Here is a 26,634-nt window from a genome sequence, read left to right as displayed (position 1 = left end):
CCCGGGGACGTGGAGGCCAGGAGATGAGCCGAGAGGACAGTGCAATTGGCGCGGCGCCGCCCGCCCTCGCGCCGCTGATCGGGCGCGAGGCGGAGCTGTCGGCGCTGGCCCGCGCGCTCGACGCGGTGGAGCAGGAGCGCTCCACGCGGACCGTGACGCTCGTCGGCCCGCCGGGCATCGGCAAGAGCAGGCTCGTGCGCGAGCTCCTCGAGCGGCGGCGCCAGGGCTCCGCCGCGCTGCGCGTCACCTCGGGCAGCGCCGGCGACATGGCGTCCGCGTACGGCGTCTTCACGCGGCTCCTGCGCGCCCGCTTCGGCCTCTCCGACGGCATGGACAAGGACGCGGCCCGCGCCGAGGTCCGCTCGCAGGTCGCGCACGTGATGGGCGACCGCAAGGTCGGCGACGTCATCTACTTCCTCGGCCAGTTCATCGGGCTCGCGTTCGGCGACAGCCCGCTCACCCGCGCGGTGCAGGACGATCCCGCGCAGGCCGACCTCATCCGCCGCGCCGTCCTGAAGGCGTTCCTCGAGGCGGACGCCGTCCACGGCCCCCTGTGCCTCATCTTCGAGGACCTCCACGCGGCCCACGACGACTCCCTCGCGCTCCTGCGCTACCTCATCGAGTACCTCACGGGCCCGGTCCTGATCGTCTGCGCCGCCCGCCCGGAGCTGCTCACCCGCCAGGACGACTGGGGCAAGGTCGGCGACCGGCGCCACGCGCTCCTCGAGCTCACGCCGCTCGGCGAGGCCGCCGCGGCGGAGATGGCGAGGGCGCTGCTCGCGCCCTGCGCGCCGCGCGGGAGCGACGATATCGTCATCATCGACGTCGTCGACGTCGACGACGTCGTCGACGTTAGGCGCGCCGAGCCGCACTCCCAGCCGGGCGTACCGTCGGAGCTCGTCGAGGCGGCCTGCTCCTTCGCGAACGGCAACCCGGCGCTGCTCGAGCAGATGGTCGCCATCTGCCACGAGCAGGGCGTGATCGAGGAGCTCTCGCCCGACTCCGCGGGCGGGCCGCGCTGGCGCGTGCACCTCGGGAAGCTGTCGACGGCGCGCCTGCCGATGACGGTCGAGGACGCCGTGAACGTCCGCCTCGCCGCGCTCGATCACGACGGCCGGCAGCTGCTCGAGCAGGCCGCGACGATCGGCCCTGTGTTCTGGAGCGGCGCGCTGTTCGTCCTCGGCAGGGCCGGCAGCCAGGCCCCGGACCTGTGGGGGGAGGAGCAGAGCGACAAGGATCTCGACCGGATCAACGCCGCGCTGCGCTCGCTGTGCGACCGCGGCTACCTGCGCAAGCAGAGCGAGTCGAGCTTCGCGGGCTCGGACGAGTACGTGTTCGTGCACGCCAAGGAGCGCGAGGCGCTCCAGAAGCGGATGAGCGCCGCGGCCCAGCGGCGGTACCACCACGCGATCGCCGAGTGGCTGGAGCAGCAGGTGGCGGTGCGCGCGAGCGAGGAGCTCCTCGCCGAGCTCGCGACGCACCGCGAGCGCATCGGCGACGCGGTGCGGGCGGGGCTCTCGCTGCTCGACGCCGGGGACGTGGCGCGCGGGCGCTACTCGAACGCGAAGGCGGCGGAGTACTACGCGCGCGGGCTCTCGCTGCTCGGCGACGCGCACGTCGCGCGGCGCATCGACGCGCTCCACGACTACGGCGACGTCCTCCAGCTCGCCGGGCGCATCGACGACGCGCTCGCCGCGTTCCGCGAGATGCTGACGCTCGCCTACCGGCTCGACAACCGGCGCAAGGGCGGGGCCGCGCACAACCGCATCGGGCGGCTCTACCGCGACAGCGGCTCGCTCGACGAGGCCGGCAAGCACCTCACGACAGCGCTCCGCCTCTTCGAGGGCGCGCGGGACGAGCGGGGGATCGCCTCGACGATCGACGACATCGGCAAGCTGCACTGGCTCCGGGGCGAGTACCAGGAGGCGCTGAAATGGCTGCGCGACGCGCTCGCCCGCCGCGAGCGGATGGGGGATCGCCGCTCGATCGCGCTGTCGCTGAACAACCTCGGCCTCGCCCTGCAGGACTCGGGCGAGTTCAAGCAGGCGCTCAACACGTTCGAGCGGTCGCTCGCGATCCGGCGCGAGATCTCGGACCTGCTCGGCGTCGTGATGAGCCTGAACAACCTGGGCATGATCGCGCAGGACCAGCGCGATCACCGCCACGCCCTCGAGCTCTTCGAGGAGGCGCTGGAGGTGGCGCGGCAGGTCGGCGATCGCAACCGGACGGCGCTGATCCTGACGAACATCGGCGGGACGCTCTACCGGAGCGGCGATCCCGACGAGGCGGTGCGCGTGCTGCAGCAGGCCGAGGAGCTCTGCGACGAGCTCGGCGACCGGCTCGGCCTGGCCGAGGCGCGGCGCGCCCTCGGGAAGGCCTACATGCTCCGGGGCGATCTGGAGAAGGCGCGCGACTCGATCAGCCGGGCGGTGGACCTGTTCGCCTCGGTCCGGAGCAAGGTGCACCTCGGCATCGCGCTCCGGACGCTCGGCGAGATCACGGCGGCGGGCGGCTGGGGCAGCGCGCACACGAAGAGCGCGCGCGCCTATTTCGCGCGCTCGGTGAGCATTTTCGAGGAGACGGGGAACGAGCTCGAGCTCGCGCGCACGTTCCAGGCCTACGCGCGGTTCCTGACGACCGATCGCAGCTTCGTGGCGAACATGGCGGCGCGGCGCGAGGCGGTGGCGATGAACGAGAAGGCCGAGGCGATCTTCGCGCGGCTGAAGGTCACGTCGGTGCGCCTGGAGGACGAGCCCACGCTCCCGACGGGCCCGCCGGGCCAGTCGGTCCCCACGAAGTCGTCGGTCAGCGCGAGCCCTGGCCGCTCGCAGGCCCCCGAAGAGCCGTCGTTCCCGAGCCCGGGCAGGGCCTCGACCTCCAGCTGAGGCCGGGCGACCTCCAGCTGAGGCCGGGCGGGCCGGCGTGCTCTGGCGCGGGGGGGCGCCCGTGATACGCATGCCGGGTGATGAAGGCCCCGCACGAGAAGCGCGTCTCCGAGTCGGTCACGACGATGACCGAGTACGTCCTGCCGACGCACGCGAACGCGCTCGGCTCGATCTTCGGCGGGCAGGTGCTCGCGTGGATCGACCTGTGCGCCGCCATCTGCGCGCAGCGGCACACAGGCAGCGCGGTCGTCACCGCAGGCATCGACGACCTCTCGTTCGATCACGGGATCAAGGTCGGTCAGGTCGTCCGCCTGGCCGCGCGGGTGACGGCGACCTTCCGCACGTCGCTCGAGATCCTCGTGTCGGTCGAGGGGGAGGACGCGATGACGGGCGCCATCTGGCCCATGGTCACGGCCTTCGTGACGTTCGTGGCCGTCGACGCGTCGCTCAGGCCGACCTCGGTGCCGCCGATCCTCCTCGAGACGGACGACGATCGCCGCCTCGCCGAGGCCGCGGCGGAGCGGCGCGCGCGGCGGCTCTCGCGGCGCGGGGGCGGCCGCGGCGCGTGAGCGTGATCGCCGCGCGCTACTTCTTCTTGAACCGGTCGGGATTCCCGAGGAACTCGAAGTGCATCGTGTCCTCGAGGTCGTCGTGGCCGAGCCAGTCGAAGCCGTAGCGCTCGAACGCCTTGATCCAGCAGCGGGACAGGGCCGTGCGCTCGTAGGCGGTGCGCTTCTTCTCCTGGCACAGCGGGCTCGTGGGCCACGGGTCGACGCAGCCGCAGCACGGGTTCCGGTCGGGATCGATGTCGATGGCGATGCCGAAGAGGTGGTTCGAGATCTCGGCGCCGCGGTAGCTGTTCGCCGTGCGGAACCCGCCGACCGCGCGCGGCGTGTAGCGGCGGGACTTTCGGGTGCACGTCGAGCGGATCCGCTTCTCGACGCAGTGGAGCGCGGGCGCGATCTTCTCGTGGATGGAGAGCGGGAGGCCCATGAACTTCACGGTCGTCGCCTGGGAGTGCGCGCTCTCGGAGTTGTGGCGCCGCGTCTCCTCGGTCTCGACGTGGCCGTAGTGCTCGGCGAGGTAGCGGACCGCCTTGGCGTGCTTCTTCGGGTTGAGCATCCCCTTCTGGACGAAGGTGCGCCGCTTCAGGAACTTCTGCGGGCTCTGGACGCGGCACTCGTAGCTCTTCGCCTTCTTTCCCCGGGCCGGCTCCTTGGCTTCCGCGACGGGCCCGCCGCCGAGCCCCAAGGGGCCGGCCGCGAGCAGGGCGATCGCTGCTGCCACGAGCAGGTGCACCCGTGTCCGTCCGTTCGCGTTCACGGCCGGAGGTTAAGCAGGCCGCGTCAGGCGCGGCAAGGACTTGCCGTAAAAGCCTGTCAGGAGAAGCACCGTCAGGGGCACGAGCGCACTCTTGCGGCGGGCGGCGCCGCGTCGCTCGCGATCGCACGGTCGGTGTCGGCTCATGGGGTGAGCTGCGGCGAGCTCATGAGGTGAGCCGCGGCGAGCTCATGGAGAGGTCCAGGGCGAGCAGATCTCCACGAGGACGCCGTTCGGATCGCGCACGTAGGAGACGCGCTGGCCCCACGGCTTGTCGTGGGGTTCCGACACGGGGGCTGCGCCGGCCTTCACGGCGCGCGCGAACGCCGCGTCGACGTCCTCGCTGGTGACGATGATCTCGAACCCGGCGGGGCGCTCGCCCGGCCTGTTCTTCGCGAGCTCCGGGAGGCCCTTCTGGGCGAAGTCCTCCTGAACGAACCCGAGCGGCACCCTGCCCTTCAGCTCGCAGTATTCGTTGTCGCTGGAGACGAAGCTGCGCTCGAAGCCGAACGCGCGCTCGTAGAACGCCGCGGCCTCCACCGCGTCGGGCACATAGACGATCACGCCACCCAGTCCTGTGTTCATGAGATCCTCCTCGGGGGTCCTGCCCCACGCGCCGGCATCCTAGGGCGGCGCTGCTGACAGCGTCCGGTCAGCAGCCTCTCTCGATGGACGGCGCGAGCGAGGCGCGGAGCTCTCGCGCGTGAACCCCTCACCACGCTTCGATGGATGGCAGAGCGCGACGCCTGGTCGAACCAGAGGCTGCCCACGCTCGACGCCGAAGTGCGGCTTCTGCGCGGCGAAGTGCGGCTTCTGCGCGGCGGAGTGCGGCTTCTGCACGCGCCCCACGTCCAGGTCGAGCGCGTGGGGAGCGCGCAGGTCCACCTCGACGCCCACCCGGTTCATCGTGGGCAGGCGCACGCGATGCTCGCCGCCGCTCGACGGTTCTTCAGGGCCGAGGTGCGTCCATGGCGAGCGCGGAGCTCTCCGCGCGCTCGGCGCTCCCGGTGCGTCAAGGCGAGCCTCACGGCGCGTCGAGGCGAGTTTCGAGGCGTATCGATGCGAACCTCAAGGCACATCGAGGCGAGCCTCGAGGCATATTGACGCGGGCCTCACGGCGCGTTGACGCGGTGTTCCTTCCGCTCGGGGCGCTGGCGGGTGTGTGCCGCCGCAGACGCGTGGGGCGGCCTGAGCGGAGATGAACACCGTCCCGGTCGTCTCCGCGCGGTTGCACCGCTGAACCAGCGTTTCATCCATGCAAGGGAAATCTGGCATGAACCCCCTGTTCACGCGGTGACTCGTTCGGTGAAGGGTCGGCATGGCCGTTGCTAGGTGTGTCGTGTGCCCTTCGCTGCGGTGGTTGCCGCAAGCGGCCTTTGTGTTGAGTCTTTTTTTTGCGGCGAGCTCCCTATGAAAGAGGTCCGCAGCGACCAGCGCCGGCAAGCGAACGAGACGCCCATCCCCAAGAGCGGTGTCATGCGCGCCGTGACCCGAAGCGTCGCGCCGCCGAGCGCACCGTCCACGGAGGGGCTGCTTGTCGGGCCGAACGGAGCTTCGTTCGAGGTGCGTCCTTCCGATCCGCTCCTCGGCAACATCGACATCGACGCCGTGGTGGCGGGGGTCCCCGAGTCCTACGCGATGAAGGGGATGTTCTTCAACGCGCTGGCGGCGACGCTCGGGGAGCGTTTCGCGCAGGTGGTGTCGACGCTGTCGAGCCCGCCGAGGGGTGGGCTCTACCTGCCGTTCTCGGACTATCCGACGCGCGACTTCTTGCGCCTCTACGACGCGGCTGCGCGACTCTCGCACCCGAACCGGAGCTCGCGGGAAGGCTACCGTCGCCTCGCGCGGCAGCAGGTCGGGGCCTTCAGGGAAAGCGCGCTCGGCCGGATCACGATGCACCTCGCGACCGACCCGGGCGCCGCGCTGATGCGCTACACGGGCAGCCTTGGCGCTCTCGTGAAGGGGCCGCTGGCCAGGGCGCGGCAGCTGGGGCCGTCGGAGGTGCAGATCGACATCAGCAGCCACCGCGGTACGCTGGAGTACCCGCTGGGGAACTTCGAGGCGCTCGTCATGGGGTACGGCGCCAAGCCGACCATCTCGGTCGAGGTGCGGGGGGCGGAGACGCTTCAGTTCCTGGTCAGCTGGTAGGCCCCGAGCTGGTGCCCGCGCCGGCGGGAGGGTCCACGCGGCGGGGGCGGGTGGGCGCTCGGCCATCCGCCAAGACAGGGGGCGAGGCGCTTGCGCTGAGAACACCACCCGGCATGTCTCCCTTCGGGTCATGCCGGCTGGGACGTTATGGTGCGCGCCACACAAGGCGCGCCTGAGACGTGGAGCCCGCTGCGACCTTATGGCACCTCGGTCGGTGCTCGACGCGCCCACCCGCCCCCGCCGCGTGGACCCTCCCGCCGGCGCTACGGTGGTGGGGGGAGGGGGAGCGAGGAGGCCCGACGTCGATGCGCGTCTTCCGGTAAGGCCGGTGCATCAGGGCGGGCAGTTCAAGATCTATCGAATCACGGCGAGTGGAGTCGGCTCGCGGGCGTCTCAACGGAATCGGCGACCATAAAGATCATCGTTTCGACACGAGCTGATCGAGAATCGATGTTGATCGAGGTCGCCTCTCGAGACGGGGAATGCTCGGCTGGATGAAAGCCGCATTCGCGCCGGGCAGGTGAATATCGGGCTGCTGCGTAAAATTGCGCTCGAACTCTCATCGAACGCGAGCGTCAAGCGAGCATGGGACACTGTCGACCGCGGTGGATGCGCCTTGGAATTGACGGGTCCTCCACAAGAACCGCAGCTCTCCAGAGGCGGGCAGGTGCAAGATTCCTCTGGGGCTACAGTTTTGCCGCGGCTCGCCAGCGTCGCTCCGAGCAGCCTTGCGCTCGCGCCCTCGCTTTGCGAGCGTCGGAGCCGGGCGGCAGAGCCCATCCCGAGGACCACGCCAATGACGACCCATGAGATGGTGCTCTTCGTTTACGATAACCTCATGAAGGGCGAGGAGCAGCACGAATGGCTCGCGACAGCCCGCCCGCTCGGAGAGGCGACCACGACCCCCGAGTACGCGCTCGTCGATCTGGGCACGACCGGCGCCCTCGTCCAAGGCGGGTTCGTCGCCGTGACCGGCGAGCTCTACGCCATCGCGCCGGCCGCGCTCGCCGCGCTCGACGTCCACCGGGGACACCCGATCTTGCACCGGCGAGCCCCCATCCGCCTCGCCGGCGGGCGGGAAGCCCAGGCATACCTCCTCTCGATGGAGCAGGCGGCCGGGTGCCGGCGCGTCCGCGAGGGCGACTGGCGGAAGCGCCGCGGCGCGCCCGGCGCCGTGCGGGCCCGGGACAACAGCCCGCTCGTGAGCTGGGCAAAGCGCCGCTTCGACCCGCCCCCCCGATGAGAGCCACTCACGCAAGCCTCCGCCCGCTCGGCCGCTCCGCTCGACCGGTACGTCAGCCCGTCCGCTCGAGCGGCACCTCCGCCAGCAGGTGCTAGGCCAAAGGCCTCGAGGGACGCGTGACGACGATCTCGGCGAACGACCAGCTCTCCGCCGCGAACGGAGAGCTCGCTCCCGCGGCCCAGCTGGCAGAGGCGGTCGTCGAGGCATGCGCTGCGCTCGCCGGGAAGCTCGGCCCGCAGCAGATCCACGATACCATCGTCCAGCAGGCGGTCCGGCTGCTCGGCGCCGACATCGCGCTCCTCCACGGGGCGCGCTCGCCGGCCGAGCGGGCGCTCCACGTCCGCCTGCTCGCCTCCTCCGGCCTGCCCGGCGCGCTCGCCGGCGCGCTCGACGATCTCACGAGCACCCCGTCCCTCGTCCTGCGCGCCGCAGAGAGCTGCCGCATCGAGCACACCGCGGCGGACGCGGCGGCCATCGAGCGCCTCTTCGACGTCCGCGCCATCGACGCCTGCCTGAGGCCGTGCTGGGTTCTGGCCGCGCCCCTGCTCGGCGCCGGGCGGCCGCTGGGCGTCCTCACCTGCGCCTTCGGCGGACGCAGCCCGCCCCCGCACGAGCTCATCCCGCGCGTCCAGGCGCTCGGCGCCCTCTTCGCCCTCGCCCTCGGGTCCGTCGAGCGCGAGGGCGAACAGCGAACCGAGCGCCACCACCGCGGGCTCGACGACGCTGGCGGCGCGAGCTCGCCGGCGCAGCAGCGCGCCGAGGCCCTCCTCCGGGACGCCCAGACCGCGCGCCGGGAGGCAGAGGACCGGCTCGCGGCGGAGCAGCAGTGGCTGCGCAGCATCATCGAGGACTTCCCCGTTGCCATCGCCGTCTTCGATGAGCGCGGACGACACTCGCTCGTCGCGAGCCGCCGCTGCAAGCAGCTCTGCGCCGGCCCTCACCCCCTCACGGCGTTCGGGGCCGCCCAGTACGCGCGCCTGTGCGAGCCGACCGGACGGCCGCTCTCGCACCACGAGATGCCCCTCGTCCGCGCGGCGCGCGGCGAGGGGACGATCTGCGCCGAGCTGTACCTCCAGCGGGCCGACGGGAGCACCATCCCCGTCGTGGTGAGCGCAGGCCCCGTACGCGACGACCAGGGTGAGATCCTCGGGGCCATCGCCAGCTACGAAGACGTCACCCATTTCATGGAGCGCGAGCGGCTCCGCGAGGAATGGCTCTCCATCGTGGCGCACGATCTCAAGCAGCCGCTCACCGCGATCGCCGCGTGCGCGGGCATGCTGTCGCGCCGATCCGAGGACGCCAGGATCCAGGCGTGGAGCGGGAAGATCCTCGCCAGCGTCCAGCGGCTCGAGCGGATGACCGGGGACCTGCTCGACGCCTCCAAGCTCGAGGCGCGGCGCTTCTCCCTCGAGCGGCGGCCGACCGATCTGCGCGCCCTCCTCCACGCCGCCGTCGAGCTCGCGGCTGCGGAGCGGCCGGACCGCGCCGTCGTGCTCACCGCCGACGAGGACGTGCCGCCCGTCCACGCGGACGCGGCGCGCATGGACCAGGTGCTCGGAAACCTCCTTCTCAACGCCGCCAAGTACGGCGACCCCGACGCGCCGATCCGCGTGACGCTCTCTCTCCGCGACGCCGAGCTCGAGGTCGCCATCGAGAACCGCGGGCCCGGGATCTCCCCGGACGAGCTGCCGAGGCTGTTCCAGCGCTTCCAGCGGCTCTCGTCGGATCCATCGAGGAGCCGCCCGCCCGGCACGGGCCTCGGGCTCTACATCTGCAAGGGCATCGTCGAGGCGCACGGAGGCAGGATCTGGGCGCAGAGCGAGCCGGACGAGACGACGTCCTTCCACTTCACGCTCCCGCTCTCGCGCGGCGGCTGACCCCGCGGGCCGCCGCGGCCTGCGCCGCGGCGAAGGCGCGAGATCAGCCGTGACGACGTCGCCCGCTCAGCCGTTCTTGATGCGCGCCACGATGGCGTCGGTGAGCGCCTTCGTGTCCGCCTTGCCGCCGAGATCGCGGGTGCGGACCCCGTCCTGGTTCAGCGCCCCGTCGATGCCGGCGCGCAGGCGGACGGCGAGCTCCCGGTGGCCCACGTGGTCGAGCATCATCGCGGCGGCGAGCATGAGCGCGATCGGGTTCGCCACGCCCTTGCCGGCGATGTCCGGCGCCGAGCCGTGCACCGCCTCGAAGATCGCGGCGTGCTGGCCGATGTTCGCCCCCGGCGCCATGCCGAGGCCGCCGATGAGGCCCGCGATCTCGTCCGAGAGGATGTCCCCGAAGAGGTTCGTCGTGACGATGACGTCGAACTGCCACGGGTTCAGCACGAGCTGCATCGCGCACGCGTCCACGATCCGCTCGTCGGTCGCCACGCGGCCCTCGTAGCCCTTGCCCACCTCGCGCGACGTCTCCAGGAAGATGCCCGTGAGCGCCTTCATGATGTTCGCCTTGTGGACGATGGTGACCTTCTTGCGGCCGTTCTTCTCGGCGTAGTCGTAGGCGAACTCGGCGATGCGGCGCGAGCCGACCCGGGTGTTCACGCCGGAGCCGATCGCCACCGCCTGCTCGTCGCTGCCGATGGGGATGTAGTGCTCGAAGCCCACGTAGAGGCCCTCGAGGTTCTCCCGCACGAGCACGATGTCGATGTTCTCGAAGCGGCCGCCCGGGATCAGCGTCCGCGCGGGGCGCACGTTGGCGAACAGCTTGAACTCCTGCCGCAGGCGCACGTTGGACGAGCGGTACCCGCCGCCGATCGGCGTCTCGAGCGGCCCCTTGAGCGCGAGCTGCGTGCGGTGGATGCTGTCGAGCGTGGCCCGCGGCAGCGGGTCGCCCGCCTCCTTGACGCCGGCCATGCCGGCCACGCACGTCTCCCATTCAAAAGGCGCGCCGAGCGCGTCGAGGGCGCGCAGCGTCGCGTCCACGATCTCGGGGCCGATGCCGTCGCCGGGGATGAGGGTCGCAGGGTGCTTCTGTGAGGTCACGGGCTGTCTCTCGATCTCGGGGTGAATCGTCGCGTCGACGAGGAAAGGCGCACGCATAGCCGAGGTGCGCGCCGCGATCCACCTCGCCGGGAGCGGCGCCGCGCGCCGCCCGCCCGCAAGTCCCTTGAGGATCCCCGCCCCCGCCGCCATCATGACCCGGGTCCCATGATTTGCCCGCGCTGCCACCGCGCGTACACCGATCGCTCGTACGGCTTCTGCCCCGACGACGGCGCGCGCCTCGTCCAGTCGCTGTCGGCCGCGCCGCCGCCGGCGCAGCCGACGCGGCAGTTCGGCGCCGTCCTCGAGGATCGCTATGTGATCCAGGGCTTCATCGGCGCCGGCGGCATGTCGCGCGTGTACCTCGCGGCGGATAGCCGCACGAAGGAGCAGGTCGCGATCAAGATCCTGAACCGGAGCTTCGCCGCCGATCGGGGCCAGCGCGAGCGGTTCCTCCGCGAGCTCGAGGTGGCGGCCGAGCTCGGGCACCCCAACATCGTCCGGGTCCTCGACGCGGGCGAGCGCAAGGACGGGTCCCCGTTCATCGTGCTCGAGCTGCTCACCGGCGAGTCGCTCGGCGTCCTGCTCCGCCGCGAGGTGGCCGTGAGCGAGGCCGTCGCGCTCCCGCTGATACGGCAGGCGGCGTCGGCGCTCGCCTCGGCGCACGCGGCCGGCGTCATCCACCGCGACGTGAAGCCGGACAACCTGTTCCTCGTCCGCGCCGCGGGCGGCCCGCGCGTGCTCAAGATGATGGATTTCGGCTTCGCGAAGCTGAAGACGGGCCCCACCACCGCCGCCGGTCTCGTGCTGGGCACGGTCCCCTACATGGCGCCGGAGCAGGCCCTCGCCGATCCCATCGACGGCCGCACCGACATCTATGCCCTCGGCGTCACCATGTTCCGCATGCTCGCCGGCCAGCTGCCGTTCTCCTCGCCGGACGACGTGGTGGTCGTCGCCCAGCACGCCTGCACCCCGGCCCCCCGGCTCAGCTCGATCCGGCCCGGCATCGATCGGCGCCTCGAGGCGCTTGTCGCCACCGCGCTCCGCAAGGCCCCCGGGAACCGTTACGACTCGATGCAATCGCTCCTGGAGGACGTCGAGCGCATCCTCGGCGTCCGCCCGGGCGAGCCGATCGGCGCGCCGCTCAGGACGACCCCGGACGTCTACGAGCCGGTGAACCGCGCTGCCCGGGAGGCGCTCAAGTTCCTACGGCGCCAGCTGCCTTGAGCCGGCAGGCAGCCTTGAGCCGGCGGGCAGCCTTGAGCCGGCGGGCAGCCTTGAGCCGGCGGGCAGCCTTGAGCCGGCGGGCAGCCTTGAGCCGGCGGGCAGCCGCTCGCCCGGCGCGGCGCCTGGGCTCGTCGGCCCGTGGAGCTGCGCTCGTCACCGCGCGCCGAGATCCTCGATACGGTAGCCGTCCGGGTACGTGCGGTTCCTCAGCCGAGTGAGCAGGCGCGGCGAGCGCCGGCGCGGCATGGCCCGCAAGAGCGGGCCGCGCGCGCGGAGCGCCGCCTGCACGAGGTTGCGCAGCCCGGGCGGAGGCCGCGGCAGCCCGACGGCGTCGAGCATACGATCATCGATCATCGCATGGATGACCGGCGCCCCGAGCGGCCATAGCGCTCTCGGCAGCGCCCAGCCCAGCACGAGATCCCGCGTCGCGACGGCGAGCTTCCGGTTGTCCTCCGAGAACCGCAGGTGCTCCGCCTCGTAATCGAGGTTGAACCGCTCGAACGCCTCGTAGCTCGGCGGGATATCCTTGATGTTCATCAGCGTCCCGACCTGCTTCCAGTAGTGGTAGGCCGCGAGCTTCTCCTTTTCGAGCAGCGCGCGCCAGGCGAAGCGCTCGTTCCAGCGGATGGGCTCGAAGATGAACGTCGACAGCGTGTACAGGTACTCGTCGTTCGGGATGGCGTAACGCCCGTGCTGCCGGTTCATGCGCCGCAGCGCCGCCCGGCCGCGCTCGCTGTCGTATCCGTTCTCCAACATCTCGGAGAGGATGAGGACGGTGTCGTCGTAGCGCTTCTGGGCGCGCTGGAGGAACTCCCCTGTCTGCACCAGGAGAGGTGTGCCCTTGGCGATCCCGAAGACACGGAACAGCGCGAGCTCGAGGGCGCGCTGCGTGTCCCACGGGAAATCATAGCACGTCGAGAGAAATGCGATCTCCTGATGATCCTCGACCGGATCCAGGTTTGCTTCGATATGGTCGCGGATCGCATAGCGCGATCGCGATTCGGGAGGGGCCCAGCGCATGGAAGATCTCCTGATGTGTATCCGCCCGATGACGCGTCCATTTCTATCATGCATCGCGCATCCTGGCGGAAACATCGCTGAACAGATGAAGCCGTCGATCGTGGCGAGCGTGGCGACACGAGGTGAGGTGCGGTCCACCGTGGCGCGCCGTGATGACGAGGTGTGATGCGGCGGCGGGCCCGCGCCGGGCGAGCCGGCTGGCCAGGCTCCGCGCGGCGAGGCCGCGGGGAGGGCCGGGCAGCGCGGCGCCGGGGCGCTCGATCAGCTCGGTCTCGCGCTCGGCTCTCGGACCCGCTTTCGCCCGCGCGGGCGCGTGCGCGGCCTGCGCGAAGGTGGCACGCTAGCGCCGTGCCGCCTGTCATCGACGACATGATCCAGGAGCTCCTTACACGCCATCGGTCGACCGGTCGGGTGGACCTCAACGACATCGCCGAAGTCGTCGACCGCCGGGCGGTCTCGTACGAGGAGGTCGAGTACATCATCGACCGGCTCGAGTCCGAGGGCCTCCGCGTCGCCGAGCCGCTCGATCGGGGCGATGTCGAGGTGCTCCGCGCCGTCCTCGCGAGCGCGAGGCGGCTCGCGACCGAGCTCGGGCGCACACCCACGATCGGCGAGATCGCGCTGACCTCGGGCCACGCCCCGCACACGGTGCGCCGGGCGCTGGAACAAGCGGGGCGTGCCAAGGCTTGTTGAACTTGTTGAAGAGGAGGCGCGCTGGCCGCGCAGGACGCAGCGCGGCAAACCACGGTGACGCGCGGGCACGACGAGGTGCGCGAGAGGTGGCAACCCGGGGCGAGAAACGCAGAAGCGGAACGGCGCCAAACAAAACGAAAGCGCTGCGCCGTTGAGTGAAGACCAGAGCTCTACATCAGTGTTACGATGGAGATGGAGGGGTGCTCTGTAGCCGTAGTCGATTGTTTCATCTACGCATCAGGGAAGGAAGGCTGGACCCGATGAACATCACGATCACGTTCCGCCATATGGTGGGTACCGACGCCGTGAAGAATTACGCCCATGAGAAGGTGGCCAAGCTCCAGAAGTTCCTTAGGCAGGCGATGACGGCGCAGGTCACCCTCTCCGTCGAGGGTCTGACGCACGTCGCCGACGTTCGCCTCTCCTCCGGCAGTCTAGCCTTCCATGCGACCGAGCGGGGTGAGGACATGTACGCGTCGATCGACATGGTCCACGACAAGCTCGAGCGGCAGATCCGGGATGGGAAGGGTCACACCATCGCGCGGAAGCGCGGCGGCACGAGCGCCGGCGAGTACGCCGTCGAGGTGGAGCGCGAGGCGGTGGCCGCGACGGGACGCACCCGATCCTGAGCCGCCGCGCGCGTCGCGCCTCGGCGACGCGCGACGCGCGAACCGGAGCGAGGGCAGCCGCGCGCCTCAGCGACGCGCGCGGCGCGCTCCCATCCTGTGAGCCGCCGCTCGCGGGCGCGGCGCGCTCCCTCCGCGTGAGCCGCCGGTCGCGGGCGAGGCGGGGCGCTCCCTCCGCGTGAGCCGCCGGTCGCGGGCGAGGCGGGGCGCTCCCTCCGCGTGAGCCGCCGCGGCGGGCGCGGCGGGCGCGGCGGCGACGCGCGCTCGTCTCCATCAGCTCACCCGTGCGCATGCCCAACCTGCCGGGGGGCCTGCCTGGAGCGGCGCGGCGGTCGCCCAGCGATCGCGACGTGAAGTAACGCGAAGAACGCTCCCTCCAGGGCCGCTCGTCGCGATAGCGTCCTTGAGTCGCGTGCCCGAAGTCCCCGGGGTACGATGGCGACATCGGCTCGCTTGGCCCTGGCCGAGCGCCGCGCCGACCGTGCCACGTGCGCCGTTCCAGAGCCCTCTCACCTCGCCCGAGCGCCGAAATCAGCATGCAAGTCCGCGACATCTTGACCGCGCACCAGGTATCCGTCGCCAGCGAGCAGGAGGGGGTCGTCCGCTCCAAGACGGACGCGCTCCGCCGGCTCGCCGCCCTGCTCGCGGCAGGGCAGCCGGGGGTCAAGGCCGATGAGATCGCGCGGGTGCTCGGCGAGCGCGAGCGCCTGCAGTCCACCGGCGTCGGGAGCGGCGTGGCCATCCCCCACGGCGCGATGGAGGGCGTCGATCGGCTGATCGGCGCGGTCCTGATCTGCCCGAAGCCGATCGACTTCGACGCGATCGACGGGGCGCCGGTGTCCATCCTCGTCGCCGTGATCGGGCCGAAGCGCGCCACGGGCGAGCACCTCAAGACGCTGGCGCGCATCTCCCGCCTGCTGCGGGACGAGACGTTCAGGCGGCGGCTGCTCGGCGCCTCGACCGGGCGCGCGGCGTTCGAGCTCATCGCCGCCGAGGAAGGGAGGTCGGTGTCATGAGCGGCCCGCGCAGCGGCGGACAGGAAGGGGAAGGGGGCGGCCGGATGCCCCCCTCGACCCGCGGCGGCCGGGCGGACCGCCCCGCGATCGCGGTGCGGAGCCTGATGGCCGACGAGGGGCTCGGCATCGACCTCACGCTCATCGCCGGCGCCGCGGGCCTCGACCGGCCCATCATGAACACCCGCATCCAGAAGTCCGGGCTCGCGCTCGTCGGCCACTTCCACGGCATCGTCCCGACGCGGGTGCAGATCCTCGGGCAGACCGAGCTCTCGTTCCTCCACAAGCTCTCCCGCGAGGACCGGCTCCTGTCGCTGCGCGGCTTCTTCGAGCTCGGCCTGTGCTGCGTCATCCTCACGCAGGGCGACCAGCCGTTCGAGGCGAACGGCTCCGGCATCGGGTTCGTCCCTGTGCCGGAGCTCGCGCAGTGCGCCGAAGAGAGCGGGACGCCGCTCGTCGTCTCGGCGGTGCGGTCGAGCGCCACGATCACCGCGCTGCACGCGCTGCTCGACGATCGCCTGGCGCCGCGACTGCGGCTGCACGGCGTGCTCGTCGACGTCTTCGGCGTGGGCCTCCTTCTCATGGGGTCGAGCGCGATCGGCAAGAGCGAGTGCGCGCTCGATCTCGTGATGCGCGGCCACCGGCTCGTCGCCGACGACGCCGTGGAGTGCGATTACCGCCCTCCCGGCATGGTGTTCGGCGCCCCGGCGGAGCTCCTCCGGTACCACCTCGAGGTGCGTGGCCTCGGCATCCTCAACGTGAAGGACCTCTTCGGGGTCACGTCGATCCGCGAGCGCAAGCGGATCGACGTCGTGGTGAAGCTGGTCGAGTGGTCGAGGGACACCGAGTACGATCGCCTCGGGCTGGACGAGCGGTACCACACCATCCTCGGCGTGAAGATCCGGGAGCTCGTCATCCCGGTGCGCCCGGGCCGCGACATGGCGTCGATCCTCGAGGTCGCCGCCCGCAACGAGCTCCTGAAGAACGCCGGGTTCCACGCGGCCCGCGAGTTCTTCGGCAACGTCGAGGGCGAGCTGCTCCGCGAGCGCTCGCCGGAGGAGTCGTCGATCCCGCCGGCGGCGAGGCTCGCGGAGGAAGGCGCCTCGCGGAGCGCCGCGCCGCCCGGACCGCCCCGGCCGCCGCCACCGCCGCCGCCCGGCCGCGGCGTGGACGCGCCGAACCCCCCGAGCAGCGCCTTCCGGCCGCCCGCGGATCGGGGCAGGCCGCCCCTTGATCGCCCGAGCTCCGGGTTCAGCCCCACGGAGTCGTCCGTGAGCCTGCCGCGGCCGAGGAGGCGAGGGTGAGCAACGGAGGCGATCAGCAGCAGCAGCACGGCCTGCACGGGCCCGACGGCGCGCCGGGGCGCGTCGTCGTCGTCACGGGCCTCTCCGGCGCGGGCAAGTCGACGGCGCTCCACGCCCTGGAGGACCTCGGCTTCTTCTGCGTGGACAACCTGCCCACGTCGCTCGTGCAGCCGGCGGTCGAGGCGTGCGAGTCGGGCGGGATCACCCGGATCGGGCTCGGCATCGACGTCCGGGTGGGCTCCTTCCTGGCGGGCGCCACGGCGGCGCTCGACTCGATACGGACCGGACGGGACGTGGTGATCCTCTTCCTCGACGCCTCGGACGAGACGCTGCTCCGGCGCTTCAGCGAGACGCGGCGCCCGCACCCGCTGACGACCGGCGGCAGCGGCGCCATCGCGATGCTCGACGGCGTGCTCCTGGAGCGTGAGCGGCTCGCGTCGCTGCGGGCCAGGGCGACCATCGAGCTCGACACGACCCGGCTGTCGACGCACGACCTGCGCCGCGTCGTCATCGAGCGGCTGCGCCCCGCGAAGGTCGAGGTGCCCCGGATGTCCACCCGGTTCGTCTCGTTCGGTTACAAGTACGGCATCCCGCTCGACGCCGATCTGCTCTTCGACGTCCGCTTCCTCGACAACCCGTATTTCGTCCACGGCCTCCGCGAGCTCACGGGGAACGACGAGCCGGTGCGGGAGTACATCCTGAAGAACCCGGATGCCCTCGAGTTCATCTGCAGGACAGAGCAGCTCCTCTCGTTCTGCATGCCGCGCTACGCCAGCGAAGGAAAGAGCTACCTCACCGTCGGCATCGGATGCACCGGCGGCCGGCACCGCTCCGTCGTGCTCACGAACGCGCTCAGCGACAGCCTGCGGCGGAAGACGGGGCTCCCCATCACGGTCGTGCACCGGGACGTCGCCCGGGTGAGCACGAGTGGTGTACCCTCGGGGGTGGGAGAGGGCATGGCCGGGGCGCCCGGCGTGGATCTCCGGCTGGCGCAGCCGGGAGCGACCCCGTCGGAGCCTCGCCCGGCGTCGGACACGAGCGTGACGGGGGGCGAGCGGTGACGACCGAGGCGGTAACGAGGCGGTTCACCATCATCAATGTGCGCGGGCTGCACGCGCGCGCCGCGACGAAGCTCGTGCAGCTCGCGGGGCGCTACGACTGCGAGATCTCGCTGACCGGGCCGGACGGGCAGGCGGCCAACGCGAAGAGCGTGATGGGTGTGCTCCTGCTCTGCGGGTCGATGGGCACCCAGATCGAGGTGAGCGCGACGGGCGATCAGGCCGCCGACGCCGTCTCCGCCATCGGCGAGCTGATCGCCGGGCGCTTCGGAGAGCACGAGTGACGCGCGGCCCGAGCGCGCTCTCGTCGGACGCCCCGGACGAGCATCCCGCCCCGGCGGACGCCGTCCGGAGCGGCTCGGCGGCGTCCGGCGCCCGGGTCGACTCGATGCCGCCCGGCGCCCGGACGGAGACGCTGCGGGGCATCTCTGGGTCCCCCGGGGTCGCGATCGGCGCGGCCGTCGTGATGGGCGGGCACCGGACGAACCACCCGCGCCGCCGCGTCGGCTCCGGCGAGATCGCGGCGGAGCTCGAGCGCTTCGAGGCCGCGGTCGAGCGCGCGCAGGACGAGCTGCGCGACATGGCGAAGCGCATCGGCGACCACCGCGCCGAGGCGTCGATCCTCGAAGCCTACCTGCTGATGCTCGGCGACGAGGCGCTCGCCGACGCCGTGAAGCGCCAGGTCATCGAGGAGCGCCGCTGCGCCGAGTGGGCGGTGGCGACCGCGTGCGAGGCGATCGCCGGCCGCTTCGCCGCGCTGGACGACCCGTACCTGCGCGAGCGCAGCCACGACGTCCTGTTCGTCGGCGAGCGCCTCCTGCGCGCGTTCAGCCTCCCGCCCCAGGAGCCTCCGTCCTCGCGCGACACCTCGCCCCTCTCCACGCGCAGCCTGATCGAGCTGCAGAACTCGATCGCCATGCCGGCGACGTTCGGCGCGGCGCTCCCGCGCTTCTCCGGGCCGACGATCCTCATCGCGCACGACCTGTCGCCGGCCGACACCGCGGCGATGGTCGACGAGCCGGTCGTCGGCTTCGTCACCGAGGTCGGCACCCGCACGAGCCACACCTCCATCATGGCGCGCGCGCTGGAGATCCCGGCCGTGGTCGGCGTCAGCGACGTGCTGCAGCGCGTGATCACGGGCGACATCGTGGTGATCGACGGGCTGCGCGGCACGGTCGTCGTCCGCCCCGGCCCGGCCGAGCTCGCGGACGCGCGCGCCCGCGCCGAGCGCTACGTCGCGCTCGGCAAGGAGCTCTCGGAGTCCAGGCACCGGGCCGCCCAGTCGAAGGACGGCGTCAAGGTGTCGCTCCGGGCGAACGTCGAGCTCCCGGCCGAGGCGATCCTCGCGCGCGACCAGGGCGCCGACGGCATCGGCCTCTACCGGACCGAGTTCCTCTACATCGACCGCACGTCCCCGCCCTCGGAGGACCAGCAGTTCGAGATCTTCCGCGCGGTCGTCGAGGCGCTCCGCCCGAAGCCGGTCACGCTGCGCACGTTCGACATCGGCGGCGACAAGTTCGTCTCCACGTTCCAGGTGCCCCCCGAGATGAACCCGATGCTCGGCCTCCGCGCGGTCCGGCTCGCGCTCTCTCGCCCCGACGTCTTCCTCGAGCACCTCCGCGCCATGGTGCGCGCCTCCGCCTACGGCGACGTGCGGATCATGATCCCCATGGTCGCGGGCCTCGGCGAGCTCCGGCAGGTGCGCGCGCTGCTGCACCGCGCGCAGGAGCAGGTGCGCGCCCGCGGCCAGGCGTGCGCCGACGAGATCCCGCTCGGCGTGATGATCGAGGTGCCCTCGGCGGCGGTCATGGTCGACCATTTCGCGCGCGAGGCCGCGTTCCTGAGCCTCGGGACGAACGATCTGATCCAGTACGCGCTCGCGGTCGACCGGACCAGCCGCTCGCTCGCCTACCTGGCCTCGCCGTTCGATCCGTCGATCCTGCGGCTGATCACGAAGGTGATCCAGGCAGGCCAGGATTTCGGCAGGCCGGTCTCCCTCTGCGGGGCGATGGCGAGCGATCCGCTCGCCGCCCTGCTGCTGCTCGGCCTCGGGCTCCGCGACTTCTCGATGGAGGCGGCGGCGATCCCGGAGATCAAGGAGACGCTCCGGCGCATCACGGTCGCCGAGGCCGAGGCGGTCGCGGCGGAGGCGCTCGCCTGCGCGACGGCGGAGGAGGTCGAGTGCTGCGTCGCCGCCGCGTTCGCGCCGGACCTCTACGACCTGCTCACGGGAGAGCGCGCCACCCGGTGAGCGGCGCGCTGGGTGCGGTGGGGCCGGCGCCCGCGGTGCCGGTCGCGTCCGGCGTGGCGCGCGCGCTGGCCGCCTGCGCTGTGGCGCTCGGCCTGTGCGCGGCGGGCTGCGAGGAGGAGGCGCCGCCGACGCGGCTCGTCGGGCAGGTGCACCTGACGCTGCTCCACACGTCGGACATCCACTCGCGGCTCTTCCCGTACAACCTGCAGCTCGGCCAGGTGGACGCGGGGCTCGGCCTCGGCGCGGCGGCCTCGATCGCGAACGTCGGCGGCGCCGCGCGCATGTCCCATCTCCTCGGGCGCGAGCGCGCCCGGTCGTCGCGCGCGCTTCACCTCGACGGCGGCGACTGCTTCCAGGGGGCGCCGATCTTCAATTTCTACTCGGGAGAGGCGGAGATCCGCGCCCTCGGCGCCATGGGCGTCGACGCCATGATCGTCGCCAACCACGAGTTCGACCGCGGCGCGCTGAACCTCGGTATCCAGCTCCAGCAGAACGCCGGCTTCCCCGTCCTCGCGGCGAACTACCAGCTCGAGGACCCAGCGCAGCCCGGCGCCTCGCCGCTCGGCGCCATCCTGCAGCCGTTCACGGTCTTCGACCTCGAGGGCGTCAAGGTCGGCGTCGTCGGGATGGGCAACCTCTCCAGCCTGACGTCGATCTTCGAGGCGCCGAACCGGCTCGGCGTCACCCCGCTGAACACGACCGAGGTCGCCCAGTTCTACGTCGACCTGCTCCGCCCCACGGTGGATGTCATCGTCTTCGTCACCCACCTCGGCCTCGACGGCGACGAGCGGATGATCGAGACCACGACGGGCATCGACGTCGTGCTCGGCGGGCACAACCACGTCGTCCTCCAGCCGCCGAAGCGCGTCCGCGACTGCTCGCGGTACTACGACGAGGAGGAGCAGCGCCACTACATCCTCCTGAACGACGAGCGCTCGCCCGGGGAGGGCGCGAAGCGCCGGCGTTACTGCGCGCCGCGCGACGTGCTGCTCGCGCACTCCGGCGCGTTCGCGAAGTTCGTCGGGCGGCTCGACCTCGTGCTGTCCAGGGACGCCTCCGAGCTCGGGGGCGGCTACGACCCGCTGAACGGCTTCGAGGTGCTCTCGAACCGGTACGAGCTCTTCCCGGTGACCGAGGGCGTGCCCGCCGATCCGATCGTCGCCTCGGTGCTCGAGCCGTACGCGCAGGGGCTCGACGCGCTCGCGAACCTCGATCTCCTTGTCGGCTACGCGCCGGGCGGCTCCCGCCGCGCCTCGGCGAGCGGCGGCGACTCGCCGCTCGGCAACCTCATCGCCGGGGCGATGTGGCTGCGCCTCGGCATCCAGACCGATTTCGCGCTCACGAACACGACGGGCATCCGCGCCGACCTCGTGCCCGGCCCGGTGACGGTCGAGCAGATGTTCAACGTCTTCCCCTTCGACAACTCGATCTCGAAGTTGCAGCTCTCCGGCCTCGAGGTGCAGGAGCTCTTCGACTTCGTGGCGCGCCGATCGAGCGGCCGCGGGTGCGTCTCGCAGGCGCAGATCGCGGGCGCGCGGGTCGTCATCGACTGCGCCGCGCGCTCGGCCGACGGCGCCGCGTCCGGCGTCGCGACCCACGTGTACATCGGCGCGCGCCAGCCGGCGATCGCGTGCCCGAACGGCGACGCCGACTGCCCGGGCGGCGAGGTGGGCAGCTGCGACGTCGAGGCGAGGCGCTGCTGGCAGCCGCTCGATCCGATCGCGACCTACGAGCTCGCGACGTCGAGCTACCTCGCCCAGGGCGGCAGCGGGTTCCGCGTGCTCCAGCGCAACACGACGCAGCTCGACACCCAGGTGCAGCAGCGCGACGCGCTGATCGACGCCATCCGCGCGGGCAGCCCGTGCGGCGCGGACGGGCGCGGCGAGCTCGCGTCGTGCCAGCGGGACGCCGACTGCGCGGGCGCGGGCGAGGGCTTCGTCTGCGCGTGCCCCGAGTCGGTGGTCGAGGGGCAGGCGTGCAAGACCGGCGAGGCGCCGTGCTCCCGGGGCGCGTGTGTGCTCGCGCGTTGCCGCGATGACGTCGCCGCCTACCAGCGCGACGTCTGCGCCGAGGCGCCGACCGACTGGGTGCGGGAGCAGTGCGAGAGCGCGCTCGCCCCGTGCAGCGCCGCGGGCGAGCAGTGCAAGTACCTCGCGTGCGTCGACCGGCGGCTCGGCAACTTCTCCGACGGCCGCTTGCGGATGGTGGGCCAGTGACGCCGCGGGCGAGGCGCTGGGCGGCGCTCGCGGCCGCCGCGCTCGCCGGGTGCGGCAGCGACGGCGGGCCGCCCCGGGGCGTCTCGAGCTTCTGGGTCCAGGTCGTGCAGGTGAACGGGGAAGCGCCCCCCTCCGCCGACGCGCCGCTGCCGGCCAACCGCGGCGACACGGTGGACACCTGGTCGTTCAGGATCGAGGCGCGCGACGCTGCCGGCCGGCGGACGCCCTTCGACGGCATGGTCAGGCTGAGCGTCGATCCCGGGGCGGTGCTCGACGTCGAGGCGGCCGGCGAGGGCGTCGCGGTCGGCCGCAACATCCGCCTGCGGGACGGCGTCGCCGAGGGGAGCGCCCGCGTGACGGCCGTCTACGGGCCCATCCGGCTGTGGGTCGAGGACCTCGGCTACCGGCCCGCGTCCCGGGGCGACCGCCCCGCGTGCGCCAACGGCGTCAACGACGACGCGCCCGGCGACGCGCTCGTCGATTTCCCCGCCGATCCCGGGTGCGCCTTCGCGGACGACGACACCGAGGAGGGCGGCTCCTTCAGCGCCGGTGTCTCGAAGCCGGTCGCCTACGCCTTGCCGCGCATCGCCGACGTGCAGGGCGGCGGCTCGGCGACGCCCTACCCGTCCGAAGCGCTGCGGATCGACACCGCGGCTCCCCAGCAGGTCGTCGTCACGCGGGTCTCGAGCGACGGCTTCTACGTCACCGATCTGGCCGGCCAGGGCAGCGGCTTCAACCACCTCTTCGCGTACAATTTCAGCACACCTGCCAACCTGCGTGTCTGCGATCGGCTCGAGTACCTGGCGGGCACCGTCGACGAGTTCTTCGGCTTCACCCAGCTCTCGTTCCCTTCGTACGAGATCGCGCGCGCGCAGGGAGGAGCGGAGTGCCTGGTCCCGGAGCCGACGGTGCTCGACGGGCCGACGATCGCCGGCGACCTGGCCATGGAGCGCCTCGAGAGCGGGCTCGTGCGCGTCGAGGGGTTCCACATCGGCGAGCGCTTCGGTCCGAGGCCCGCGAGGGGCAACGTCTTCGCCGCGGAGCAGTCGAACTGCGATCTGAACGGCGACGGGCAGGTCGATTTCGACAGCCAGGCCGAGAGGAGCTGCGCGAACGCGTGCTCGGACGACCCCGAGTGCAGCGAGTGGACGAGCTACGCCGCGCGCGGCAACTACAAGATCACGGACGGGTCGAGCAGGATCCAGATCCAGACGGGCACGGTGAGCGCCTTCGATCCGCCGTCGCACCGGGGCGAGGTGATCGACGCGGTGACTGGCACGCTCCGGAGCTTCTCGGGCGGCTCGCTGAACTGGACGATCGAGGCCCGCTGCCCGGACGACCTCGTCTGCGGGGCGCCCGGCTGCGCGCCCGCCACGAAGCCCTCGAAGGAGGCCTGCGTCCGGACGCGCAGCCTCGACGACGACGACGCGGAGACCAACTAGCCACCTCCTCGCCTCCGCCGCGGCCGCGCCGCGCCCGCCGGAACACCCAGGCCCAGGAAATCCACCGCCCGCCATGCACCGAAGCGCGCTCCTCGCCCCTGCTGCCTCCGCGGCCTTGCTGTTCACGCTCGCGCCGCCGGCGCTGGGCCAGCCGCAGCCGCCGCCAGCGCCGGCGGCGCCGGGCCCGGACCAGGCCGCGCCGGCCCCGGCGCCCGACGCGCCAGGCTCGGACCAGGCCGCGCCGGCCCCGGCGCCCGCCGCAACGCCTCCGATCTCGCAGCCCGCCCCCGCGCCCGCCGTCCCCACCCTCCCGCGGATCGAACCCTACCTCCCGCCAGCGGCCACCGAGCCGCCCGTCCGCGCGGGGGACGCGATGGACACGCGCCTCACGTGGACGCTCGGCGACGACGACCTGCTCCACGACACGGGCCAGGTGCAGCCGCTCTCGCCCGACCTCAGCGTCGGCGATCGGAAGCGATACCGGCTCTTCTTCGACAACCTCAACTCCCGCTTCAGCGGGCGCGAGAACCTGACGCACCTCGCGCTCTACAAGCGGATGCCGGGGTTCATCGCGCGGCTGGACACCGAGGCTTCGGTCGTCCTGCGCGTCGATCTCGCCGCGCTGTCGAGGAACAACAACAACCTCAATCAGGCGTTTTACGACGCCGGATCGTTCATTCGCGCCTTCTATCACATAGGCGGCAGGGCAGACGGGAAGACCGGCGTCGGTGTCACGCTCTGGCCCATCGACACGGACCGGTTTCGCCTCGGCTATCTCTACGAGATCTCGTGGGGCGGGACGAACGCCTCCATCAACCAGTCCATCTTCCCGCGCATCACCGGACCCGCGCCCGGCGCGAAGGTCCAGCTCGATGCCGACCGGTTCAGCGTGTACGCGGGGTTCAAGATCGCGAGCCTCACCCAGGTCCAGGAGGTGCTCACCCCCGGCACGAGCGAGACCCAGGAGATCCCGATCGCTCAGACCAACTACGGCTTTCTCCTTGGCGGGGAGGCCGATCTCCACCCCCACGTTCACGTCGACCTCGGCGCCGGCTACTTCCAGCAGGGCAGCTTCGACTTGCCCGACGTCGCCGGCGACCCGGTCTACACCTACGGCGCCTCGGCCCGGATCGTCGCCCACGCCAGGAACGAGCCCATCCCGCAGTCGATCGACTTTCTCCTCTATCGCAACGACCCCGACAAGCCGCAGATCCTCTTCAAGCCCGAGGCGTACGCGCCGGGCAAGACGACATGGGCGGTGATCCTCGAGGCGACGAACCTCTTCCAGAACCTCAAGGACTTCGAATCTGCCGGCGCCACCACCCACCAGCCGGCACGCGCCGGCGCCCTCCAGGCGGTCGTCAAGTCCGGGTACGCGCGCGCGAGCGTCACGGGCGTCTACCGCGACCTGCCGTTCGTGCTGCGCAACCAGCCGAGCTTCATCCCCTTCCAGACGATCCCGAAGACCGCCCAGACATCGACGGCCGACGAGCTGTTCTTCGCGCTCGCGGCCGATTACCACCTCGCGTCCGCGCGGCTCACGCCCGGCCTCGGCGTGGGCCTGCAGTTCCCCGCCGCCTTCAGGACGATGTCCATCGACGCCATGAGCGCGGTGATCGCGCGCACGTCCGTCGTCCGGGAGCAGGGCAATGTGTCGATCCTCCCCTTCAACACCTCCGCCACCCCGATCTTCCAGCTCCGCGCGAGCCTCACGTGGGATATCAGCAACATCCTCTCCGCGGTGGCGTGGGCTCACTATGTGCGTGACAACAACGGCACCTTCATGGAGCGCGATCCCTCCGAGGGCACCGTGGCCCTGCGCACCTTCGTGAACCCCGACTTCCTCGGCCTCGGCACGAGCTTCCAGGCCCGCTTCTGATCCGGCGACCGCGCCGCGCGCTCACCGCGCACCCACGCCGCGCGCTCGCCGCGCGCCCGCGTCGCGCGCTCGCCGCGCCTGCCCGCGCTCATCGCGGCTGGAAGTCCTTGAACGCCGCCACGGCCCTCGGCGACGTGCTCACGGTCTCCACGATGCGGAAGCCGCCGCGCAGGTAGAAGCCCTCGAAGTGCAGCACGCTCTCGCCCTCGGCGGGCTCGATCTCCCAGTAGCGCGAGCGGTCCTTCGACGTGCCGAGCACCGCGATCCGCCGCCACCCCGCCGGGATCATCCCCGTCCACTCGGGGCCGCGCTTCTCCGACAGCTCGAAGTCGTCGCGGCTGTGCTTCACCCGGAAGCTCGCGTCCGGCCCCGAGCCGATGCGCGCGTCGAGCGTGGCCCCGGGCGGTCCCTTCGCCATCTGGTCCTGGCGCCGCGGCCCCCGCTTGCTCACGCGGTAGCCCGCCACCGACTGAGGATCGAGGTAGTAGGTCCCCCCTTCCTTGCTCGCGCGCAGCCGCCCCGCGTAGATCGCCTGGCGCACCGCGCTCTCCGAGATGCCGAGCTGGTGCGCGGCGTCCGGCACCGTCATCGTGAAGCGCGTCCTCGCCGTGACGACCGCCGAATCGGGCGGCAGCCGCTTCCGCGCCACGCAGTCGAGCATCACGTGGAAGGCCGGGTCGCGGTACACGTCGGCGGTCGCGACGCTCCGGCCCGCGACGGCGGTCCGGTCCAGCAACGGGTTCTCCGGGCCGAGCACGAGATCGAGCAGCTCCGCATCGGACACCGACGGATCCCTGGCCGCCGCCAGAACCCGGGACAGAAAGGCGCCCAGCTCGCCCGCCGGCGTCGGGAACTCGACCGTCTCGCCGGACAGCAGCGTGTATTGCGTCTTCATCTCGCCTCTTCGCAGCTCGCAGCTCGCAGCTCGTCGTGTGCGCTTGCCCACACCGCGCGCCGCACGCGTGCCCGGGCCCACGCGAGCCCGATCCGTCCAGGAGGCGGACGAAGTCCCACGCACGCGCCGGAGGCGCGCGCAGGCGGATCTCACCCCAGCGGGGACGCCGCGCCGGCGGAGTCCGCCTCGATGGACGGGCCCGCCCGCACGTCGCCCGCGTCGGGCACGCGTTCAGCGCCGCAGCTACGCATTACTGTAAGCCCGTTCAGGTTGTCCCGTCTAGTGCCTTCTCAGACCGCTAGGACAAATGCCGTCCGCTTCCAGGACGGCCGCGCGTTCGCAACCGTCCGAAACCAAACGTTAATTCTGTATGATCAGAACGCGGCGCGACCACGGAAAAATCGTCGAGGGTCGCGAACGGGGCGCGGATCGCCGCGCCACG

The 26,634-nt window shown here is 71.8% G+C and carries 23 protein-coding genes; 17 read left to right on the top strand and 6 right to left on the bottom strand.

Annotated elements, in window-relative coordinates; all coding sequences use genetic code 11:
• Window positions 1-23: 23 nt before the first annotated feature.
• Complete coding sequence (locus tag WMF44_RS31150; protein WP_437293683.1) at window positions 24-2,885, top strand: ATP-binding protein; 2,862 nt, start codon at window positions 24-26, stop codon at window positions 2,883-2,885.
• A gap of 80 nt (window positions 2,886-2,965) precedes the next feature.
• Window positions 2,966-3,454 (top strand): acyl-CoA thioesterase, encoded by a 489-nt coding sequence (locus WMF44_RS31145; RefSeq protein ID WP_437293682.1) that lies wholly within the window; start codon window positions 2,966-2,968, stop codon window positions 3,452-3,454.
• A 16-nt stretch (window positions 3,455-3,470) separates the two neighbouring features.
• On the opposite strand, the gene WMF44_RS31140 is transcribed toward WMF44_RS31145, so the two are convergent.
• The 3 genes from WMF44_RS31140 to WMF44_RS31130 all read right to left on the bottom strand — a co-directional run bounded on the left by WMF44_RS31140 (window position 3,471) and on the right by WMF44_RS31130 (window position 5,126).
• A complete protein-coding gene (locus WMF44_RS31140; RefSeq protein ID WP_437293681.1) occupies window positions 3,471-4,208 on the bottom strand; it encodes a M15 family metallopeptidase in 738 nt (245 codons plus the stop codon).
• A gap of 186 nt (window positions 4,209-4,394) precedes the next feature.
• Entirely contained in the window at window positions 4,395-4,790 is a 396-nt protein-coding gene (locus tag WMF44_RS31135) for a VOC family protein (RefSeq protein WP_437293680.1), read from the bottom strand.
• 39 nt (window positions 4,791-4,829) lie between these two features.
• Complete coding sequence (locus tag WMF44_RS31130; protein WP_437293679.1) at window positions 4,830-5,126, bottom strand: hypothetical protein; 297 nt, start codon at window positions 5,124-5,126, stop codon at window positions 4,830-4,832.
• A gap of 555 nt (window positions 5,127-5,681) precedes the next feature.
• Here WMF44_RS31130 and WMF44_RS31125 point away from each other — a divergent pair.
• The 3 genes from WMF44_RS31125 to WMF44_RS31115 all read left to right on the top strand — a co-directional run bounded on the left by WMF44_RS31125 (window position 5,682) and on the right by WMF44_RS31115 (window position 9,473).
• On the top strand, window positions 5,682-6,353 hold the full coding sequence (locus WMF44_RS31125) for a DUF2378 family protein (RefSeq protein ID WP_437301636.1): 672 nt from the start codon (window positions 5,682-5,684) through the stop codon (window positions 6,351-6,353).
• A gap of 796 nt (window positions 6,354-7,149) precedes the next feature.
• Window positions 7,150-7,596 (top strand): gamma-glutamylcyclotransferase family protein, encoded by a 447-nt coding sequence (locus WMF44_RS31120; protein WP_437293678.1) that lies wholly within the window; start codon window positions 7,150-7,152, stop codon window positions 7,594-7,596.
• A gap of 116 nt (window positions 7,597-7,712) precedes the next feature.
• On the top strand, window positions 7,713-9,473 hold the full coding sequence (locus WMF44_RS31115; protein WP_437293677.1) for an ATP-binding protein: 1,761 nt from the start codon (window positions 7,713-7,715) through the stop codon (window positions 9,471-9,473).
• A gap of 66 nt (window positions 9,474-9,539) precedes the next feature.
• Here WMF44_RS31115 and WMF44_RS31110 read toward each other — a convergent pair whose 3' ends face one another.
• Complete coding sequence (locus tag WMF44_RS31110; RefSeq protein WP_437293676.1) at window positions 9,540-10,571, bottom strand: isocitrate/isopropylmalate dehydrogenase family protein; 1,032 nt, start codon at window positions 10,569-10,571, stop codon at window positions 9,540-9,542.
• A 165-nt stretch (window positions 10,572-10,736) separates the two neighbouring features.
• Here WMF44_RS31110 and WMF44_RS31105 point away from each other — a divergent pair, with 165 nt between their 5' ends.
• Window positions 10,737-11,795 (top strand): serine/threonine-protein kinase, encoded by a 1,059-nt coding sequence (locus tag WMF44_RS31105; RefSeq protein ID WP_437293675.1) that lies wholly within the window; start codon window positions 10,737-10,739, stop codon window positions 11,793-11,795.
• 153 nt (window positions 11,796-11,948) lie between these two features.
• On the opposite strand, the gene WMF44_RS31100 is transcribed toward WMF44_RS31105, so the two are convergent.
• Window positions 11,949-12,815 (bottom strand): oxygenase MpaB family protein, encoded by an 867-nt coding sequence (locus tag WMF44_RS31100; RefSeq protein ID WP_437293674.1) that lies wholly within the window; start codon window positions 12,813-12,815, stop codon window positions 11,949-11,951.
• On the opposite strand from WMF44_RS31100, the gene WMF44_RS31095 reads away from it, so the two are divergent.
• The 11 genes from WMF44_RS31095 (at window position 12,814) to WMF44_RS31045 (ending at window position 25,297) form a co-directional block, all read left to right on the top strand.
• Window positions 12,814-12,981 (top strand): hypothetical protein, encoded by a 168-nt coding sequence (locus WMF44_RS31095; protein WP_437293673.1) that lies wholly within the window; start codon window positions 12,814-12,816, stop codon window positions 12,979-12,981. The two genes, WMF44_RS31100 and WMF44_RS31095, sit on opposite strands and share 2 nt — an antisense overlap.
• 182 nt (window positions 12,982-13,163) lie before the next feature.
• A complete protein-coding gene (locus WMF44_RS31090) occupies window positions 13,164-13,508 on the top strand; it encodes a sigma-70 domain-containing protein (RefSeq protein ID WP_437293672.1) in 345 nt (114 codons plus the stop codon).
• Between the two features lie 260 nt (window positions 13,509-13,768).
• Window positions 13,769-14,137: a ribosome hibernation-promoting factor, HPF/YfiA family gene (hpf, locus tag WMF44_RS31085; protein ID WP_012238397.1), complete on the top strand. Its 369-nt coding sequence runs from the start codon at window positions 13,769-13,771 to the stop codon at window positions 14,135-14,137.
• 533 nt (window positions 14,138-14,670) lie between these two features.
• Window positions 14,671-15,150 carry a PTS sugar transporter subunit IIA gene (locus tag WMF44_RS31080; RefSeq protein ID WP_437293671.1) on the top strand — a complete coding sequence of 160 codons (480 nt, stop codon included), beginning with the start codon at window positions 14,671-14,673 and terminating at the stop codon, window positions 15,148-15,150.
• The gene (gene hprK, locus WMF44_RS31075) at window positions 15,147-16,451 is read left to right on the top strand and encodes an HPr(Ser) kinase/phosphatase (protein ID WP_437293670.1); all 1,305 of its coding nucleotides are present in this window, start codon (window positions 15,147-15,149) and stop codon (window positions 16,449-16,451) included. The genes WMF44_RS31080 and hprK overlap by 4 nt, the downstream gene beginning before the upstream one ends.
• A complete protein-coding gene (gene rapZ, locus WMF44_RS31070; RefSeq protein WP_437293669.1) occupies window positions 16,448-17,512 on the top strand; it encodes an RNase adapter RapZ in 1,065 nt (354 codons plus the stop codon). The genes hprK and rapZ overlap by 4 nt, the downstream gene beginning before the upstream one ends.
• Window positions 17,509-17,793 (top strand): HPr family phosphocarrier protein, encoded by a 285-nt coding sequence (locus WMF44_RS31065; RefSeq protein ID WP_437293668.1) that lies wholly within the window; start codon window positions 17,509-17,511, stop codon window positions 17,791-17,793. The genes rapZ and WMF44_RS31065 overlap by 4 nt, the downstream gene beginning before the upstream one ends.
• Window positions 17,790-19,760: a phosphoenolpyruvate--protein phosphotransferase gene (gene ptsP / locus WMF44_RS31060; protein WP_437293667.1), complete on the top strand. Its 1,971-nt coding sequence runs from the start codon at window positions 17,790-17,792 to the stop codon at window positions 19,758-19,760. The genes WMF44_RS31065 and ptsP overlap by 4 nt, the downstream gene beginning before the upstream one ends.
• Window positions 19,757-21,976: a bifunctional metallophosphatase/5'-nucleotidase gene (locus WMF44_RS31055; protein WP_437293666.1), complete on the top strand. Its 2,220-nt coding sequence runs from the start codon at window positions 19,757-19,759 to the stop codon at window positions 21,974-21,976. Before ptsP ends, WMF44_RS31055 begins: the two co-directional genes overlap by 4 nt.
• Window positions 21,973-23,418 (top strand): hypothetical protein, encoded by a 1,446-nt coding sequence (locus tag WMF44_RS31050; protein ID WP_437293665.1) that lies wholly within the window; start codon window positions 21,973-21,975, stop codon window positions 23,416-23,418. Before WMF44_RS31055 ends, WMF44_RS31050 begins: the two co-directional genes overlap by 4 nt.
• A gap of 73 nt (window positions 23,419-23,491) precedes the next feature.
• Window positions 23,492-25,297, top strand: a complete 1,806-nt coding sequence (locus tag WMF44_RS31045; RefSeq protein WP_437293664.1) for a hypothetical protein — start codon at window positions 23,492-23,494, stop codon at window positions 25,295-25,297.
• A gap of 88 nt (window positions 25,298-25,385) precedes the next feature.
• Here the strand turns inward: WMF44_RS31045 and WMF44_RS31040 are convergent, their stop codons facing one another.
• On the bottom strand, window positions 25,386-26,192 hold the full coding sequence (locus WMF44_RS31040; protein WP_437293663.1) for a helix-turn-helix domain-containing protein: 807 nt from the start codon (window positions 26,190-26,192) through the stop codon (window positions 25,386-25,388).
• Window positions 26,193-26,634 lie beyond the last annotated feature (442 nt).

This window comes from Sorangium sp. So ce426 (assembly GCF_051475585.1).
Taxonomy (GTDB): domain Bacteria; phylum Myxococcota_A; class Polyangia; order Polyangiales; family Polyangiaceae; genus Sorangium; species Sorangium cellulosum_B.
The sequence above is the reverse complement of the archived record's forward strand: the minus strand, read 5'-3'. Positions and strand labels throughout refer to the sequence as shown.

Bases quoted from the DNA above. Each gene is read 5' to 3' on its own strand.
- WMF44_RS31150 (WP_437293683.1), top strand. From the start codon at position 24: ATGAGCCGAGAGGACAGTGCAATTGGCGCGGCGCCGCCCGCCCTCGCG.
- WMF44_RS31145 (WP_437293682.1), top strand. From the start codon at position 2,966: ATGAAGGCCCCGCACGAGAAGCGCGTCTCCGAGTCGGTCACGACGATG.
- WMF44_RS31135 (WP_437293680.1), bottom strand. From the start codon at position 4,790: ATGAACACAGGACTGGGTGGCGTGATCGTCTATGTGCCCGACGCGGTG.
- WMF44_RS31125 (WP_437301636.1), top strand. From the start codon at position 5,682: ATGCGCGCCGTGACCCGAAGCGTCGCGCCGCCGAGCGCACCGTCCACG.
- WMF44_RS31120 (WP_437293678.1), top strand. From the start codon at position 7,150: ATGACGACCCATGAGATGGTGCTCTTCGTTTACGATAACCTCATGAAG.
- WMF44_RS31105 (WP_437293675.1), top strand. From the start codon at position 10,737: ATGATTTGCCCGCGCTGCCACCGCGCGTACACCGATCGCTCGTACGGC.
- WMF44_RS31095 (WP_437293673.1), top strand. From the start codon at position 12,814: ATGGAAGATCTCCTGATGTGTATCCGCCCGATGACGCGTCCATTTCTA.
- WMF44_RS31100 (WP_437293674.1), bottom strand. From the start codon at position 12,815: ATGCGCTGGGCCCCTCCCGAATCGCGATCGCGCTATGCGATCCGCGAC.
- hpf (WP_012238397.1), top strand. From the start codon at position 13,769: ATGAACATCACGATCACGTTCCGCCATATGGTGGGTACCGACGCCGTG.
- WMF44_RS31080 (WP_437293671.1), top strand. From the start codon at position 14,671: ATGCAAGTCCGCGACATCTTGACCGCGCACCAGGTATCCGTCGCCAGC.
- hprK (WP_437293670.1), top strand. From the start codon at position 15,147: ATGAGCGGCCCGCGCAGCGGCGGACAGGAAGGGGAAGGGGGCGGCCGG.
- WMF44_RS31045 (WP_437293664.1), top strand. From the start codon at position 23,492: ATGCACCGAAGCGCGCTCCTCGCCCCTGCTGCCTCCGCGGCCTTGCTG.
- WMF44_RS31040 (WP_437293663.1), bottom strand. From the start codon at position 26,192: ATGAAGACGCAATACACGCTGCTGTCCGGCGAGACGGTCGAGTTCCCG.